This is a genomic window from Pantoea sp. ICBG 828, from assembly GCF_002928355.1.
In the GTDB taxonomy this organism is placed as follows: Bacteria; Pseudomonadota; Gammaproteobacteria; order Enterobacterales; family Enterobacteriaceae; genus Pantoea; species Pantoea dispersa.
In genome coordinates this window covers 596,360-613,347 of record NZ_POWN01000003.1, presented here as the reverse complement: position 1 = coordinate 613,347, position 16,988 = coordinate 596,360, and the positions used below count along the sequence as shown (strand labels likewise).

The window sequence follows — 16,988 nt, the reverse complement described above, 5'->3', positions numbered from 1 at the left end:
AGACATTACTCACCCGTCCGCCACTCGCCACCCAAAGAGCAAGCTCTTCTGTGCTGCCGTTCGACTTGCATGTGTTAGGCCTGCCGCCAGCGTTCAATCTGAGCCATGATCAAACTCTTCAATTTAAGTTTGATTTGCTGCAACGAGTGCAGCGATGCTCTGTGAATTAAACTTCGTAATGAATTACGTGTTCACTCAGCAAAGACTTGATATTTTTTACGTCCGGAGACGCTGATATCAATCCTGCGAGTGCCCACACAGATTGTCTGATAAATTGTTAAAGAGCGGTGCGACGCGGCGCTCGGCCTGCTGTCGCGAGGTGGCGTATATTACGCTTTCCTCCTTCAGAGTCAAACACTTTTTTCAGCGTTTTTCTCCGGCGGGGTGAATCGCTTCACGCCCTGCTGAGCCGTCTGCGTTGCCGCTTTGCCGTCTCAGTGGTGGCGCATTATAGGGCGAACTTATGGAAGCGCAAGTGCAAATTTCAACTTTTTTACTGTTCGCTTAAGATTTGTGCAGAAGGCCTGATTTCAGGCCTTTTTCATGCGCGCCGGCAGGTCTGCGAGACTATCAATCACCCAGTCCGCGGCCGCTTCGCCTTCGGCGGTGACCGGCTTACCACTGCGCACCAGCACTTTGGTTCCCACACCTGCCGCCTGCGCTGCCAGCATATCTTCCAGCTTATCGCCCACCATATAAGAAGCCGCCATATCGATGTTCAGGTGTTTCTGTGCCGAAAGCAGCATGCCCGGTTGCGGCTTGCGGCAATCGCAAGTCTGGCGGTACTCCACGACCGTTGCATCTGGCAGATGCGGGCAGAAATAGATGCCGTCGAGATCGACATCGCGATCGGCCAGCGACCAGTCCATCCACTCGGTGAGTTGCATAAACTGATCTTCGGTAAACATGCCGCGCGCGATGCCAGACTGGTTGGTCACCAGCACCAGCGCGTAGCCCATCTTCTTTAACGCCTGCAGCGCTTCAATGGTGCCATCAATAAACTGAAAATTATCGATCTCATGAACATAGCCGTGATCGACATTCAGGGTGCCATCACGATCGAGAAAAATAGCCGGGACTGGGTTCGCCACGTAGAAACTCCTGCTGCAAATAGTGCCGCGCAGTATCGCATGATTGCGCGTACCGTGAGAATGGCAGATTGAATGACTTTGATTGATTTAGCCGTCTGGATGCCTTACCATCCATCCAGATTTCGCCTGCCCCGGCGGCGCGAAGACCGATACACCACGGACAACGCAACACGATAACAATTAAACTAATGATTATACTCGAAAATATAACCAAAGTGTTCCAGCAGGGTTCACGCACTATTCAGGCGTTGTCAAACGTTAGCCTGCACGTGCCTGCCGGACAAATTTATGGCGTCATCGGTTCATCCGGTGCCGGTAAAAGTACGCTCATCCGCTGCGTCAACCTGCTGGAGCGCCCGACATCCGGTCGCGTGCTGGTTGACGGTCAGGATCTCACCGCGCTCTCTTCCGGGCAGTTAACACTGGCGCGCCGCCAGATTGGCATGATCTTCCAGCACTTCAACCTGATGAACTCCCGCACCGTGTCGGGCAACGTTGCGCTGCCGCTTGAGCTGGGTAACCTGTCACGCGAGGCGATCAAAAAGCGCGTCAGCGAACTTCTGGAGCTGGTCGGTCTGGCGGACAAACACGACAGCTGGCCGGCGAATCTGTCCGGCGGTCAGAAACAGCGCGTCGCAATTGCCCGTGCGCTGGCCAGCAATCCGAAGGTCTTGCTGTGTGATGAAGCCACCAGCGCACTGGACCCGGCCACCACCCGCTCGATTCTGGAGCTGCTGAAAGACATCAACCGTCGTCTCGGTATCACCATTCTGCTGATCACCCACGAGATGGATGTGGTGAAACGCATCTGCGATCAGGTAGCGGTGATCAGCAACGGCGAACTGATTGAAAAAGACAGCGTCAGCGAAGTGTTCTCCCACCCGAAAACGCCCCTGGCCCAGCAGTTTATTCAGTCAACGCTGCATCTGGATATTCCGGATGATTACCAGCAGCGCATGCAGGCGAGCGCGGGCAGCGAGAGCGTGCCGCTGCTGCGACTGGAGTTCACCGGTAAATCGGTGGATGCGCCGCTGCTGTCAGAAGCCGCGCGCCGTTTCAACGTCAATAACAACATTATCAGTGCCCAGATGGATTACGCCGGTGGCGTGAAGTTCGGCATCATGCTGGCCGAAATGGACGGCAGTGAAACAGATACACAAGCCGCTATTGCCTGGCTGAAAGAAAATCATGTGAAAGTAGAGGTGCTGGGTTATGTCTGAAGCGATGCTGTGGTTACTGACGCGTGGCGTCTGGGAAACGCTGATGATGACCTTCGTTTCTGGTTTCTTTGGCTTTGTGCTTGGCCTGCCGGTTGGCGTACTGCTGTACGTCACGCGTCCGGGGCAGATTCTGGCCAACACTGCGCTGTATCGCGTGCTGTCAGCCATCGTCAATATTTTCCGTTCTATTCCTTTCATTATCCTGCTGGTGTGGATGATTCCGTTTACCCGCGCCATCGTCGGCACCTCTATTGGTCTGCAGGCGGCCATCGTTCCGCTGACCGTGGGCGCAGCGCCGTTTATCGCCCGTATGGTGGAAAACGCGCTGCTTGAGTTGCCGACCGGACTGATTGAAGCCTCGCGCGCCATGGGTGCCACACCGCTGCAGATCGTGCGTAAGGTGCTGCTGCCGGAAGCGCTGCCAGGGCTGGTGAATGCCGCTACAATTACCCTGATTACGCTGGTGGGCTACTCCGCCATGGGCGGTGCTGTGGGCGCGGGCGGTCTGGGCCAGATTGGCTATCAGTATGGTTACATCGGCTATAACGCCACCGTGATGAATACCGTGCTGATTTTGCTGGTGGTGCTGGTGTATTTAATTCAGTTCTGTGGTGACCGCATCGTGCGTGCGGTGTCACATAAATAAGCAAACAACATCAATAGTCCTCTATTAAGGAAAGGATATGTCTTTCACATTTAAAAAGATTGCCGCTGTGGGTGCTCTGATTGGCGCGATTGCGCTGGCAGGATGCGATCAGAAAGAGAAAGATCCCAACCACATTAAAGTGGGTGTGATTGTCGGGGCTGAGCAGCAGGTTGCGGAAACTGCCGTGAAAGTCGCGAAAGAGAAATACGGTCTCGATGTTGAACTGGTTACCTTTAACGATTACGTGCTGCCTAACGAAGCGCTGAGCAAAGGCGATATTGACGTTAACGCCTTCCAGCACAAGCCGTACCTCGATCAGCAGATCAAAGACCGCGGTTACAAACTGGTGCCGGTCGGCAACACCTTCGTTTATCCGATTGCCGGCTACTCGAAAAAAATCAAATCGCTGGATGAGCTGCAGAACGGTGCGCAGATCGCTATCCCGAACGATCCAACCAACCTCGGTCGTTCTCTGCTGCTGCTGCAGAAAGTGGGCCTGATTAAACTGAAAGATGGCGTGGGCCTGCTGCCAACCTCACTGGATATCACTGAGAATCCAAAGAACCTGAAGATTGTTGAGCTGGAAGCGCCACAGCTGCCACGTTCACTCGACGATCAGCAGATTGCGCTGGCGGTGATCAACACCACTTACGCCAGCCAGATTGGCCTGACCCCGGCGAAGGACGGCATCTTCGTAGAAGATAAAGACTCGCCGTACGTGAACCTGATCGTTAGCCGCGAAGACAACAAAGACGCGGAGAACGTGAAGAAGTTTGTTGAGGCTTATCAGTCAGACGAAGTGTCTGAAGCCGCCAACAAAATCTTCAACGGCGGCGCAGTGAAAGGCTGGTAATTATCCCTTTCATGCGGTGCAGGGCGGCTTCGGCCGCCCTTTCTATTTCAGCATGTGGCAGCTGACTTGTTATTTCTGGTCGTCCTTGTTTCAATAACGCCACTTTTTATTACATGAGGATGTTGCCATGCGTTTTTTACCGCTCTGCTTGTTGGCATTGATGCTGACCGGGTGCGTGCGTGAATATCACCCAATAAGCAGTGCTCCGTCTCGCCCGCAGCAATCAACCAGCGAACCTCAACGCAAACCGGCTGCGCGTCCGGCCCCGGTGAAGATCTATACCGATGCGACCGATCTGGTCAGCAATCCGTTCCGCGATCTGGGTGAAGTGTCGGGTGATGATTGCCAGAGCAGCACCCAGGACTCGCCGCCGAACCTCAATACCGCGCGTAAACGCCTGCAGATTAAAGCGGCTGGCATGAAAGCCAACGCCGTGCTGCTGCACAAGTGTGAAATTGTCTCCAGCACGCCAGGCTGCTATCGCCAGGCCGTATGCCAGGGCTCCGCGCTGAAAGTCTCCAATCAATGAGTGAATTTGCCTTTGCGCAAATCGGCGTGATCCGTTCGCCGTGGAAAGAGAAATTTGCCGTACCGCGCCAGCCGGGTCTGGTGCAGGACGGCGGTGGCGAACTGCATCTGCTGGCGCCGTATAACCAGCCGGAAGCGGTGCGCGGACTGGAGGCATTCAGCCATTTGTGGGTGTTGTTCGTCTTTCACCAGACCATGGCCGGCGGCTGGCGCCCAACCGTACGCCCGCCGCGCCTCGGCGGTAATGCCCGCATCGGCGTATTTGCCACCCGCTCGACCTTTCGCCCCAATCCTATCGGCATGTCGCTGGTTGAGCTCAAAGGCATTCGCTGCGAGCAGCAACAGGTGATTCTGCAATTAGGCAGCCTCGATTTGGTGGACGGCACCCCTGTGGTGGATATCAAGCCTTACCTGCCCTTCGCCGAAGCGCTGCCTGAGGCGCGCGCGGGTTTCGCCCAGAGCGCGCCCGACGCCAGCATGCCGGTGCGTTTCTCCGCGCAGGCGCAGCAGCAGTTGCAACAGCAGCAACGCCACTACCCGCAGCTGGCGCGCTTTATCACTGAAGTGCTGGCGCAGGATCCGCGCCCGGCTTATCGCAAAGGTGAAAGCCCTGGCCGTGAATATGCAGCCTGGCTGCTCGACTTTAATGTGCGCTGGCGCATTGACGCGGCGGGAACCGAGGTGATCGCGCTCGATCCGCGCTAAAACAAGCTTTTGAGTGACGGATCTCGCTGGTACACTAGCCGCCAGCAAATTTTTTGTTCGTATCCTTCCGTACAACTGGAATCGTAAATTAATGCGTACTACTCAATATCTGCTCTCCACCCTGAAGGAGACGCCTTCCGATGCTGAAGTGATCAGCCACCAGCTGATGCTGCGCGCCGGTATGATCCGCAAACTGGCTTCCGGTCTCTATACCTGGCTGCCGACCGGTATTCGCGTGCTGCGAAAAGTTGAAAACATCGTGCGCGAAGAGATGAACAACGCCGGTGCGATTGAGATCTCCATGCCGGTGGTTCAGCCAGCCGATCTGTGGGAAGAGAGCGGTCGCTGGGAGCAGTACGGCCCGGAGCTGCTGCGCATTAAAGACCGCCACGAACGTCCGTTCGTGCTGGGTCCGACCCATGAAGAAGTGGTCACCGACCTGATCCGCAACGAGCTGAGCTCCTATAAGCAGCTGCCGCTCAACGTCTATCAGATCCAGACCAAATTCCGTGATGAAGTACGCCCGCGTTTTGGCGTGATGCGTTCGCGCGAATTCATCATGAAGGATGCGTATTCGTTCCACACCTCGCAGGAGTCGCTGCAGGAAACTTACGATGCGATGTACCGCGCCTACAGTCAGAGCTTCAGCCGCATGGGGCTGGATTTCCGCGCCGTACAGGCCGATACCGGTTCGATTGGCGGCAGCGGCTCGCATGAGTTCCAGGTGCTGGCGCAGAGTGGTGAAGATGATGTGATCTTCTCCAGCGAGTCCGATTACGCGGCCAACATTGAGAAAGCCGAAGCGCTGGCTCCTGCCGGTGAGCGCCCGGCGGCAACGCAGGCGCTGACGCAGTTCGCTACGCCAAACGCGAAAACCATCGCCGAACTGGTCGAACAGCACCAGATCCCGGTAGAAAAAACGGTGAAAACGCTGATCGTGAAAGCCAGCGAAGAGAGCGGTCATTCGCTGGTTGCGCTGCTGTTACGCGGCGACCACGAGCTCAACGAAATCAAAGCCGAGCATCTGGACATTGTGGCCGCGCCACTGGAAATGGGCAGCGAGGAAGAGATTCGCGCCGCCATCGGTGCCGGTTTTGGCTCTCTCGGTCCGGTCGGTCTGACCATCCCGGTGATTGCTGACCGCACCGTGGCAAAAATGAGTGACTTCGCAGCAGGCGCCAACATTGATGGCCAGCACTATGCCGGCATCAACTGGGGCCGCGATCTGCCAGAAGCACGCGTAGAAGATATTCGTAACGTGGTAGAAGGCGATCCGAGCCCGGATGGCAAAGGCGTGCTGATGATTAAGCGCGGCATTGAAGTTGGCCACATCTTCCAGCTCGGCACCAAATATTCGGACGCGATGAAAGCAGCGGTACAGGGTGAAGATGGTCGCAATCAGATCATGACCATGGGCTGCTACGGTATCGGTATCACCCGCGTCGTGGCGGCGGCTATCGAACAGAACCACGACGAGCGCGGGATTATCTGGCCAGCGGCGCTGGCACCGTTCGAAGTGGCGATTCTGCCGATGAACATGCACAAATCCTTCCGCGTGAAAGAGCTGGCGGAACAGCTGTACAACGAGCTGCGCGCCAAAGGCATCGATGTCATTCTTGACGATCGTAAAGAGCGTCCGGGCGTGATGTTCGCCGATATGGAACTGATTGGCGTACCGCACACTATTGTAATTGGCGATCGCAACCTGGATAACCAGGAGATCGAGTACAAAGCCCGCGCCGCCAGCGAGAAGCAGATGATTAAGCAGCACGACATCGTCGACTTCCTCAGCCGCGCACTCAACAAGTAATCCCCTGACGCCTCCTGCCGGAGGCGTTTTTTTAGCGTAGCTTGCCGCGCAGCGCCTTCACATTGCTGCGTCGTGATTTACCTTCCAGCCGCCGCTCTCTGGACGCCCGCGTCGGGCGCGTCGCGCGGCGCACTTTCTCCACCGTCGTCAGCTCGCGTATCAGGTTGATTAGCCGCTGCAGCGCCGCTTCGCGGTTCATCTCCTGGCTGCGATACTCCTGCGCTTTGATAATCACCACGCCATCGGCGCTGATCAAATGGTGGTTCGCCTCCAGCAGCCGCTGTTTATAAAACGGTGGTAGCGACGAGGCGTGAATATCGAAACGCAGATGGATAGCGGTCGACGTCTTATTGACGTGCTGGCCGCCCGCGCCCTGAGCGCGAATGGCACTGAGCTCCACTTCATTGTCCGCAATTGAAACACTACGTGACAGCACAATCATCTGCCACCTGCCGTTATCAGCGCGGTTGTATCCGGAAATAACCTGTTCATCAACTTAACCTTTTGTGCGCCGCCAGGCTGGCTGAGACCAGTGCTGGCTGTCACTTTTTGCCCTTTCTTTGCCACCTTCCCTGCGCCCCCTGGCTGATTTCCAGCGAACCCCTGTGATATAGTCGCATATCAACCAGAGTATTGATGCTCTGCTGAGGAGGTGTATGTGCAAAAGTATTGTGAGTTAGTTCGCCAGAAGTATGCCGGGATTGGCAGCGGCGACCTGGGGTATGTGCCAGACGCGATCGGATGCGCACTGAAAGCACTCAATGATATTGCCGCTAATTCTGCGCTAAACTCTTCTGTCAGGGAACAGGCAGCGTATGCCGCTGCAAACTTATTGGTGAGCGACTATGTTGACGAATGAAGCCTACAAACCCATCAACTGTGATGACTACGACAACCTCGAGCTCGCCTGTACCAAACACTGGACGCTGTCGCTGGAGCTCAAAAACGGCGACCAGCTGAAAGCGAAAGCCGTGGACATGGTCTCACGTAAAAACGTCGAGTATCTTGCGGTCGACCTCTCCGGTGAAACGCGCGAGCTGCGTCTCGACCACATCGCCAGCTTCAGCCATCCTGAGCTGGGCACCGTTATCGTCAGCGAAGACGAATAATCTCTCCCCGGGCGGGAAAGCTATTCCCGCCCACCTCGCTTAAGGCTGCAGCGAAGCGTAGTACGCCGCTAAATCATCCATATCCTGATCGCTCAACCCGGCCACAAAGGCCTTCATCACCTCTGCCTGACCGCCACTGCGCTCGCCTTTTTTGTAGGCCTGCAGCGAGTGCAGCAGGTAAGGTGCATGCTGCCCGGCCAGATTAGGGTAAAGCGGCACCGCGCTCTTACCTTCAGCGCCATGGCACGCCATACAGCTGGCGGCTTTCTGCGCGCCGGCCTTGACGTCGCCCTGCGCAAACGCCGGCAGCGCAGCAGCCAGTAGCGCCGCGACAATCCACTGTTTCATCATTGCTGTTCCTTTTTAGGGTGTTGACCAGATCGCCTGCCAGCCTTGCGTCTCGCCCGCCGCGCCTGCGCGGGTGATAAACAGCCCCGGCGCAGCAATCAGCGTCTGGTTGTAGTAAATCAACGGAATGCGTTCGCGCTGCCACGGCGGGACGCCCAGCTCCTGCCACAGTTTTTTCATTTCGCGACCACCAGCCCGGCCAACAACATGGTGATAGCCGTGGGCCTGAAAGCGCACAATAACCTGTTCATCCGCCGCCGGCTGGCGCAGTTCCGCCTGCGCCAGGCTGGCGCGCAGTTCACCCAGCCCATCAGGCAAAATTAATGGCTGCGTCAGCGGCTGCCAGGTTAGCGAGTGCTGACTCAGTGAGTGCTGTCGCGGCAGCCAGTAAAGCCGTTCCCGGTAGCGCCGCAGTTCGTGCGCGCCAAAGCGCAGACACGGCTGCGCATCTTCACGGCTGTGCATCACCTCGTCGGTAATGCGCTGCAGCGCGTCGCGCGCGGGCATTGCGCCACCGCGTTCGCCAATCCAGCGCCGTAGCAGCGCGTGCCGCCGCGCCTCGCTACAGGCCAGCAGCGGCGGAAAATGCAGTGCGCCTTGCGCATCGGTCAGCTGCGCCAGCTGCTCGCTGAGCAGCTCATCCAGCAGTTGCTCCTGCTCACCGCATAGCGCTGCGCTGCGGGCACTGGCCGCGCTGAAGTGCGGCCAGCGCGCCTGCAGCAGCGGCAGCACGTCCTGGCGCAGGAAATTGCGATCGTAGCGACGGTCAGCGTTGCTCTCATCGTCAATCCAGTCCAGCTGGTGCCCGACAGCGTAAGCTTCCAGCTGCTGACGGCTGAGGTTGAGCAACGGGCGCAGATGCCAGTGGCCGTTAACCTGCCGCTGCTGCGGCATCGCCGCCAGACCAGCCGGACCACTGCCGCGTTTCAGCGCCAGCAGCAGCGTTTCAGCCTGGTCATCGAGGTGCTGAGCAGTAAGTAAGTACTCACCGGGTTGCAGGTGTGTGAATAACGCCTGATAGCGCGCCGTGCGGGCTGCGGCTTCGATCCCACCGGCGCGAGCGTCCACCTGCACGCGCAGCACCTCGCAGGGAATGTGCCACTGCTGACACTGCTGCTGGCAGTGCGCCGCCCAGCGATCGGCGTTGGGGCTTAAACCATGATGCACGTGTAATGCGCGCACGCGCAGCTGCGGCTGCTGGCGTTGCCAGCTCACTAACTGATGCAGCAGAACGCTGGAATCGAGCCCGCCGCTGAATGCCAGCACGCAGCGGGCATCGGCTGGCAGCAGCGCAGCAAGATGAGAAAAGGACATGCACGCATTCCGTTGAGGTGAACCGCCGGATTGCGGCTCACTGCGCGCGCTATTTTACGCCTGATACAGCTCCAGCGGCAAACCATCCGGATCGGGGAAGAAGGTGCAGGCTTTACCGGTGAGAGCATCGATGCGGATTGGCTCGCACACCACGCCCTTCTCTGCCAGCGCGGCAACCGACTGTTCGACATCATCCACACAAAACGCCAGATGGCGCAGCCCGCACGCTTCCGGCCCGCTGACGCGCGGCGGCGGCGCAGGAAACGAGAACAGCTCAATGGTATAGACGCCATTAAGGCCAAGGTCGCCTTTCCATGAGTCGCGCTCAGCGCGATAGTATTCACCCAGTAGCTCAAAGCCCAGCACGTCGCAGTAAAACGCCTTACTGCGCTGATAATCGGTGGCAATAATGGCGATGTGGTGGATCTGTTTTATCTGCAGCATAGCGGCTCCGAAAGTATTCTGAGCCGCTTAGCCTACGTGCCCGGCGCGACGCTGAAAAGAGGCAATTATCTGAAGTTAGCGCACAGGCTCGTCGCGCAGCACGCGCACCAGATAGCGACCGTCATCGGTGAGCGTGGCACCGTGAATATCCGTTTCAAAGCCGGGATAATGCCGCCCGATGGTACAGAGCATCAGCAGGAAATCCAGCACCGCCCGGCTCTGTTCGGTAATCATCTCGCCCGGCATCACCAGCGGCACGCCTGGCGGATAAGGCAGGATCATGTTGGCTGAAATCCGCCCAACCAGCTCGCGAATTTCCACGGTTTCAACCAGTCCCTGCACCTGCCGCTGAAACGCCTGGTGCGGCGTCATCTTCATCTCTGGCAGAACGTCGAATGCCCGCAGCATCAGACGCGGCAGATCGTGCTGCAGGATCAGCTGATGAATGCCCTGCGCCAGCGTCTGGATGCGCATGTTACGGTAGAAGTCAGGATCTTCAGCATAGAGATCCGGCAGCATGTTTTTTACCCGCAGGTTGAGATCGTAGGCGCGTTTGAACTCCGTCAGTCCGCGCAGCACGCTCATCGCTTTGGTTTTATCGATGCCAATGCTGAACAGGAACAGCAAATTGTACGGTCCGGTCTTCTCCACCACGATGCCACGCTGGTCGAGGAATTTCGCCACCAGCGCGGCCGGAATGCCCTCTTCCGCCATCTGGCCCAGTTCGCTCATGCCCGGCGTAAGTATGGTGACTTTGATGGGATCAAGGTACATATGATCGCGATCGGCGTGGGTAAAGCCGTGCCACGCCTCGTCGCCCGGCTGAATCGGCCAGCATTCGGCTTCATCCACCTGCTCCGGCTGCCAGATATCAAAGAACCAGCCGTCACACTCTTCGCGCAGCCGCTGGATCTCGCGGCGAAAATGCAGCGCGCGCTCCACCGAGCGATTAATCAGCCGCCGGCCCGGATTACCGCGCAGCATCGCCGCCGCGGTCTCAATCGAAGAGACGATCGCGTAGCTCGGCGAGGTGGTGGTGTGCATCATGTAGGCTTCGTTGAAGGTGTCGTGATCGTAATCGCCCTTGATGTGAATCAGTGACGCCTGTGAGAACGCCGCCAGCAGTTTGTGGGTCGACTGGGTTTCATAGATCACTTTGCCGGGAATGCGCTCGCCGCTCATGCCGCTTTTGCCACTGTAGATGGGATGAAAATTGGTGTACGGCACCCAGGCGGAATCGAAATGGATGGACGGCACGTCCAGCGTCTGTTTGATGTATTGCGTGTTATACAGCAGGCCGTCGTAGGTTGAGTTGGTGATGACCGCATGCACCGGCCAGCTGGCGCGCGGGGTATCGTTAACTTTCTGCTGGATGCTGTCGCGGGTGAATTCGCGCTTAGGGATGCCACCCAGGATGCCCAGCGCGTTGCGCGTCGGTTTGAGCCAGATGGGGATGATGTCGCTCATCATCAGCAGATGGGTCAGCGATTTGTGGCAGTTGCGGTCAATCAGTACCGTGCTGCCGGCCGGTGCGGCGTACATTCCGACGATTTTATTCGAGGTCGACGTGCCGTTGGTGACCATATAGCTCTGCTCAGCGCCAAAGGTGCGCGCCACATACTCTTCTGCTTCGAGGTGCGGACCGGTGTGATCGAGCAGCGAACCCAGCTCAGTGACCGAGATCGAAACATCCGCTTTGAGCGTGTTGGCGCCGAAGAAATCATAGAACAGGCTGCCGACCGGGCTTTTCTGAAACGCTGTGCCGCCCATGTGGCCCGGCGTGCAGAAGGTGTATTTCCCCTCTTTGACGTAGGTGAACAGCGCTTTGGTCAGCGGCGGCATAATTTTGTCGATGTACTCATCGGTGTACTGCCGGATATGCAGCGCGATATCGTCAGCGGCGTTGAGCGCGTATTCGAAGAAGTGCAGCGCCATGCGCATTTCATTAATGCTGACATCCATCTGCGAATGGGTGTTGATGAAGGCATACAGCGGCAGTGATTCATTAAGCTGATTGATGTCGCTGCACAGCGCCAGGCTGTAGTCGTCCCAGTCAAATATCACCCCGCAGACGCGCGGGTTGTGTTCGATCAGTTTCAGCAGGTCGCTGGCATTGTTGGGATAAACGGTCTGGAAACCCTGCAGCTTCAGCGCCGCGTCCAGTTCGCGAATCGGTTCATCTTTGTAGAACGCGCCGTGCGGTCCCATGATCGCAATAATATTCAATGCTCACCTCCTGTGGTGTTGTGGCACGGAATAAGGATAGCGAAAAGTGGCGGGTGAATGTTCCGGAATAGCGCCGTTGTTGGCCTGATGTTTGCCAGCGAGGCATATCAGGTCGCCATGAATGGCGACCCTACAGGATTACTGCCGGTATTTTGTAGGGTGCGCATTGAGGTACAAACAGGCATAAAAAAAGCGGACCGGGGTCCGCTTCTGTGAAGGCTTTTCGGCGCTTACGCGTAGCCGTAGCTCATCAGGCGCTGATAGCGGCGGTTAAGCAGCTCTTCCGTACTCAGCACATCGAGATCGGCCAGATCGGCCAGCAGCTGCTGCTTGAGCGCTGCCGCCATGTCCACCGGATGACGGTGCGCGCCGCCCAGCGGTTCCGGGATGATCGAATCGATCAGCTTCAGCTCTTTCAGACGCCCCGCGGTGATGCCCATCGCTTCTGCGGCCAGTGGCGCTTTGTCAGCGCTCTTCCACAGAATTGACGCACAGCCTTCCGGTGAGATCACCGAGTAGGTGCTGTACTGCAGCATATTCACTTTATCGCCAACGCCAATCGCCAGCGCGCCGCCGGAGCCGCCTTCGCCGATCACGGTACAGATCACCGGGATCTTCAGGCCTGACATCTCGCGCAGGTTGCGGGCAATCGCTTCAGACTGGCCGCGCTCTTCCGCACCCACGCCTGGATAGGCACCTGGCGTGTCGATGAAGGTGATCAGCGGCATCTTAAAGCGCTCAGCCATCTCCATCAGACGCAGCGCTTTACGGTAGCCCTCGGGTGCTGGCATACCGAAGTTACGACGGATTTTCTCTTTGGTTTCGCGTCCTTTCTGATGGCCAATCACCATCACCGGACGCCCATCCAGACGCGCGATGCCGCCGACAATGGCTTTATCATCGGCATAGGCGCGGTCGCCAGCCAGCTCGTCGAAATCATCAAACGCATTGCGGACATAGTCCAGCGTGTAAGGACGCAGCGGATGGCGCGCCAGCTGCGCAACCTGCCATGCACCCAAATCGGAGAAGATTTTACGGGTCAGCTCAACGCTTTTCTCGCGCAGACGCTGCACTTCTTCATCCAGATTAATATCGTGTTTCTCATCCGAACGACCAATCGATTTCAGCGAGTCGATTTTCGCTTCCAGTTCAGCGATTGGCTGTTCAAAATCCAGGTAATTAAGACTCATAATGTTCCTGTTTTAGTCAAACTCCAGTTCCACCTGCTCCGACCCTACTAACGACCGCAAATCGTTGAGTAAACGATCGCTGGGCGAAATACGCCACGCTGCACCAAAGCGCAGCTTCGCCCGCGCATCTGCTCTCTGATAATAGAGATGCACCGGAATGGTCCCGGAGCGATGAGGCTCCAGAGACTGGCGGAGACGGTTTAAAAGCTGGTCATCAATTTGCCTGTCCGTCAGCGAGATAGCAAGTCCGCGCGCGTATTTTTCCCGCGCTTCGTCGATGTCCATGACTTCCCGGGCGGTCATTTTAAGCCCGCCGCTAAAGTCATCAAAGCTGACCTGTCCACTGACGATCAGGATACGGTCCTTCTCCAGCAGCTGCTGGTATTTATCTAACGCATCGGTAAATAACATCACCTCAAGACGGCCAGAGCGGTCGTCAAGAGTACAGATACCAATTCGGTTGCCGCGCTTGGTGACCATGACGCGGGCGGCAATCACCAGCCCGGCCGCAACGGTCACTTTACCACGTTCTGTTGGATGCATGTCTTTCAGGCGCATGCCGCCAACGTAGCGCTCAATTTCTTTCAGATACTGATTGATCGGATGGCCGGTGAGATACAGACCGAGCGTCTCACGCTCGCCATCCAGCTGCACCTGCTCCGGCCACGGCGTAATGGCCGCGTAAGATTGCTCAACCTGCTCGGGCTCTTCCGCCAGCACGCCGAACATATCCGCCTGTCCCGTCGCTTCGGCTTTGGCATGCTGATCCGCCGCCTTCAGGGCGTCACCCAGCGCGCTCATCAGCGCCGCGCGGTGCGGGCCAAGACGATCGAACGCGCCGGACATGATCAGTTTTTCCATCACGCGACGGTTGATCTTTTTGGTGTCGGTGCGCGCGCAGAGATCAAACAGCTCTTTAAAGTAGCCGCCCTGATTACGCGCTTCGAGGATCGCTTCGATCGGCCCCTCACCCACGCCTTTGATAGCGCCGATGCCGTACACGATCTCCCCGTCATCGTTGACGTGGAACGGATAGAGCCCGGAGTTAATGTCTGGCGGCAGCACTTTCAGCCCCATGCGCCAGCACTCATCCACCAGTCCAACCACCTTCTCGGTGTTATCCATATCGGCGGTCATCACCGCCGCCATGAACTCGGCCGGATAGTGCGCTTTCAGCCACAGCGTCTGATAGGAGACCAGCGCATAAGCAGCAGAGTGCGACTTGTTAAAGCCGTAGCCCGCGAACTTCTCCACCAGATCGAAGATTTTCATCGACAGTTCGCCGTTGATGCCCATCTTCTCAGCACCGTCCTGGAACACCGAACGCTGCTTGGCCATCTCCTCCGGCTTCTTTTTACCCATGGCACGACGCAGCATATCCGCGCCGCCCAGCGTATAGCCGGACAGCACCTGGGCAATCTGCATCACCTGTTCCTGATAGAGGATGATGCCGTAGGTCGGCTCCAGCACCGGCTTCAGGCTCTCATGCTGCCACTGAATGTCCGGGTAGGAGATGGCTTCACGGCCGTGCTTACGGTCAATAAAGTTATCGACCATGCCCGACTGCAGCGGCCCCGGACGGAACAGCGCCACCAGTGCGATCATATCTTCGAAGCAGTCCGGCTTGAGGCGCTTGATCAGATCTTTCATGCCGCGCGATTCAAGCTGGAACACCGCGGTGGTTTCCGAGCGTTGCAGCATGTCGAAGCTTTTTTTGTCATCCAGCGGGATGGCGGCGATATCGATCGGCGGTAACCCCTGCTTTTCACGCCGCGGGTTGATCATCTTCAGCGCCCAGTCGATGATGGTCAGCGTGCGCAGGCCGAGGAAGTCAAACTTCACCAGTCCGGCGTATTCCACGTCGTTTTTATCGAACTGGGTGACCGGGAACTGGCCGTTCTCATCGCAGTACAGCGGCGCAAAATCGGTGATTTTGGTCGGCGCAATGACCACGCCACCGGCGTGCTTGCCAGCGTTACGCGTGACCCCTTCCAGCTTGCGCGCCATATCGATCAGCGCTTTGACCTCTTCGTCAGCTTCGTAGATCTCCGGCAGCTGCGGTTCCGCCTGGAACGCTTTTTCCAGCGTCATGCCGGGATCCGGCGGGATCAGTTTTGAGATGCGATCAACAAAGCCGTACGGATGCCCCAGCACCCGGCCGACGTCGCGAATCACCGCTTTCGCCGCCATGGTACCAAAGGTGATAATCTGCGACACCGCATCGCGGCCGTACATCTCAGCCACGTGATCGATCACCTGGTCACGTTTTTCCATGCAGAAGTCGACGTCAAAGTCGGGCATCGAGACACGTTCCGGGTTAAGGAAACGTTCAAACAGCAGGTCAAACTCCAGCGGATCGAGATCGGTAATTTTCAGCGCGTAGGCCACCAGCGAACCGGCGCCGGAACCACGCCCCGGCCCGACCGGAATGCCGTTGTCCTTCGACCACTGGATAAACTCCATCACGATCAGGAAGTAGCCGGGGAAGCCCATCTGGTTAATGACGTTGAGCTCAATGTCGAGACGCTCGTCATACTCCGGCCGGCGTTCGGCACGCACCTGCTCATCCGGGAAGAGAAACGCCAGGCGCTCCTCAAGCCCTTCGCGCGACTTCATCACCAGAAAATCTTCGGTCGACATGTCGCCGGTCGGGAATTGCGGCAGGAAGTATTCGCCGAGGCGCACCGTGACGTTACAACGCTTAGCAATCTCTACGCTGTTTTCCAGCGCTTCCGGGATGTCCGAGAACAGCTCGCACATCTCCTCTTCGCTGCGCATATATTGCTGAGGACTGTAGTTGCGCGGACGTTTAGGATCGTCCAGCGTGTAGCCGTCGTGAATCGCCACGCGGATTTCATGGGCATCGAAATCTTCTTCGTTGAGGAAGCAGACTTCATTGGTGGCCACCACCGGCACCGATTCAGCAATCGCCAGCTCAACCGCCGCGTGCAAATAGGCCTCTTCGTCTGGCCGGCCGGTGCGCGTCAGTTCCAGATAGTAGCGGTTAGGGAAATGCTGCTGATAGAAACTCAGGCTCTGCGCCACCAGCGCGTTATTGCCGCGCAGCAGGCTGCGACCGACGTCGCCGCGCCGTCCGCCCGACAGCAGAATCAACCCTTCGCCCAGCTCCAGTAGCCAGTCGCGATCGATAATCGGTCCGGCGATACCGTAACCGCGCTGGTAAGCGCGCGAAATGAGTAGCGTCAGATTCTGGTAACCGGTGTTATTAGCGGCCAGCACGGTGAGCTGCGTCAGCTCATCGCCCATCAAATCGCTGGCCACCTGGAAGTCAGCCCCGACGATCGGTTTGATACCGGCGCTGTGCGCGCTGCCATAAAAGCGCACCAGCCCGCACAGGTTGGTGTAGTCGGTAATGGCAATGGCTGGCATGCCGAGCGCGGCCGCCTTTTTTACCAGCGGCCCGGTCTTGGCCAGACCATCAACCATGGAGTAATCGCTGTGTACGCGCAGATGTATAAAACGAGGTTCAGCCATATCAGTTTC

The 16,988-nt window shown here is 57.5% G+C and carries 16 protein-coding genes and 1 rRNA gene; 8 read left to right on the top strand and 9 right to left on the bottom strand.

The genetic code is table 11. From position 1 onward, the window contains the following. A 16S ribosomal RNA gene (locus C1Y43_RS10505) occupies positions 1-125 on the bottom strand; the annotation flags it as partial. A 405-nt stretch (positions 126-530) separates the two neighbouring features. Further along, positions 531-1,091: a D-glycero-beta-D-manno-heptose 1,7-bisphosphate 7-phosphatase gene (gmhB, locus tag C1Y43_RS10500; protein WP_058759541.1), complete on the bottom strand. Its 561-nt coding sequence runs from the start codon at positions 1,089-1,091 to the stop codon at positions 531-533. A gap of 188 nt (positions 1,092-1,279) precedes the next feature. Here gmhB and metN point away from each other — a divergent pair, with 188 nt between their 5' ends. The 6 genes from metN to proS all read left to right on the top strand — a co-directional run bounded on the left by metN (position 1,280) and on the right by proS (position 6,853). Continuing rightward, complete coding sequence (gene metN / locus C1Y43_RS10495) at positions 1,280-2,311, top strand: methionine ABC transporter ATP-binding protein MetN (RefSeq protein WP_104094481.1); 1,032 nt, start codon at positions 1,280-1,282, stop codon at positions 2,309-2,311. Continuing rightward, positions 2,304-2,957 carry a methionine ABC transporter permease MetI gene (locus C1Y43_RS10490; protein ID WP_021507464.1) on the top strand — a complete coding sequence of 218 codons (654 nt, stop codon included), beginning with the start codon at positions 2,304-2,306 and terminating at the stop codon, positions 2,955-2,957. Before metN ends, C1Y43_RS10490 begins: the two co-directional genes overlap by 8 nt. A gap of 37 nt (positions 2,958-2,994) precedes the next feature. Then, on the top strand, positions 2,995-3,810 hold the full coding sequence (locus C1Y43_RS10485; protein WP_021507465.1) for a MetQ/NlpA family lipoprotein: 816 nt from the start codon (positions 2,995-2,997) through the stop codon (positions 3,808-3,810). A gap of 127 nt (positions 3,811-3,937) precedes the next feature. Further along, positions 3,938-4,339, top strand: coding sequence for an Rcs stress response system protein RcsF (gene rcsF / locus C1Y43_RS10480; RefSeq protein ID WP_021507466.1), 402 nt, complete (start codon positions 3,938-3,940; stop codon positions 4,337-4,339). Then, positions 4,336-5,043, top strand: a complete 708-nt coding sequence (gene tsaA / locus C1Y43_RS10475; protein ID WP_104094480.1) for a tRNA (N6-threonylcarbamoyladenosine(37)-N6)-methyltransferase TrmO — start codon at positions 4,336-4,338, stop codon at positions 5,041-5,043. Before rcsF ends, tsaA begins: the two co-directional genes overlap by 4 nt. A gap of 91 nt (positions 5,044-5,134) precedes the next feature. After that, positions 5,135-6,853, top strand: coding sequence for a proline--tRNA ligase (gene proS / locus C1Y43_RS10470; RefSeq protein WP_058759538.1), 1,719 nt, complete (start codon positions 5,135-5,137; stop codon positions 6,851-6,853). Positions 6,854-6,884: 31 nt separating this feature from the next. On the opposite strand, the gene arfB is transcribed toward proS, so the two are convergent. Then, a complete protein-coding gene (gene arfB / locus C1Y43_RS10465) occupies positions 6,885-7,295 on the bottom strand; it encodes an alternative ribosome rescue aminoacyl-tRNA hydrolase ArfB (RefSeq protein ID WP_021507469.1) in 411 nt (136 codons plus the stop codon). Positions 7,296-7,511: 216 nt separating this feature from the next. Between arfB and C1Y43_RS10460 the strand changes: the two genes are divergently transcribed. Further along, the gene (locus C1Y43_RS10460; RefSeq protein ID WP_021507470.1) at positions 7,512-7,712 is read left to right on the top strand and encodes a YaeP family protein; all 201 of its coding nucleotides are present in this window, start codon (positions 7,512-7,514) and stop codon (positions 7,710-7,712) included. Beyond that, on the top strand, positions 7,699-7,962 hold the full coding sequence (gene rof, locus C1Y43_RS10455) for a Rho-binding antiterminator (protein ID WP_021507471.1): 264 nt from the start codon (positions 7,699-7,701) through the stop codon (positions 7,960-7,962). The genes C1Y43_RS10460 and rof overlap by 14 nt, the downstream gene beginning before the upstream one ends. A gap of 39 nt (positions 7,963-8,001) precedes the next feature. Here rof and C1Y43_RS10450 read toward each other — a convergent pair whose 3' ends face one another. From C1Y43_RS10450 to dnaE, 6 genes are all read right to left on the bottom strand, one after another. Then, positions 8,002-8,310 carry a cytochrome c gene (locus C1Y43_RS10450; protein WP_031279691.1) on the bottom strand — a complete coding sequence of 103 codons (309 nt, stop codon included), beginning with the start codon at positions 8,308-8,310 and terminating at the stop codon, positions 8,002-8,004. 15 nt (positions 8,311-8,325) lie between these two features. Next, the gene (tilS, locus tag C1Y43_RS10445) at positions 8,326-9,624 is read right to left on the bottom strand and encodes a tRNA lysidine(34) synthetase TilS (protein ID WP_104188155.1); all 1,299 of its coding nucleotides are present in this window, start codon (positions 9,622-9,624) and stop codon (positions 8,326-8,328) included. A 54-nt stretch (positions 9,625-9,678) separates the two neighbouring features. Next, entirely contained in the window at positions 9,679-10,068 is a 390-nt protein-coding gene (locus tag C1Y43_RS10440; protein ID WP_058770579.1) for a VOC family protein, read from the bottom strand. Positions 10,069-10,143: 75 nt separating this feature from the next. Next, positions 10,144-12,294: a lysine decarboxylase LdcC gene (locus tag C1Y43_RS10435; RefSeq protein ID WP_104188153.1), complete on the bottom strand. Its 2,151-nt coding sequence runs from the start codon at positions 12,292-12,294 to the stop codon at positions 10,144-10,146. 230 nt (positions 12,295-12,524) lie between these two features. Further along, complete coding sequence (accA, locus tag C1Y43_RS10430; protein ID WP_021507476.1) at positions 12,525-13,484, bottom strand: acetyl-CoA carboxylase carboxyl transferase subunit alpha; 960 nt, start codon at positions 13,482-13,484, stop codon at positions 12,525-12,527. Between the two features lie 12 nt (positions 13,485-13,496). Further along, the gene (gene dnaE / locus C1Y43_RS10425; RefSeq protein ID WP_104188152.1) at positions 13,497-16,979 is read right to left on the bottom strand and encodes a DNA polymerase III subunit alpha; all 3,483 of its coding nucleotides are present in this window, start codon (positions 16,977-16,979) and stop codon (positions 13,497-13,499) included. Between the last annotated feature and the right edge of the window lie 9 nt (positions 16,980-16,988).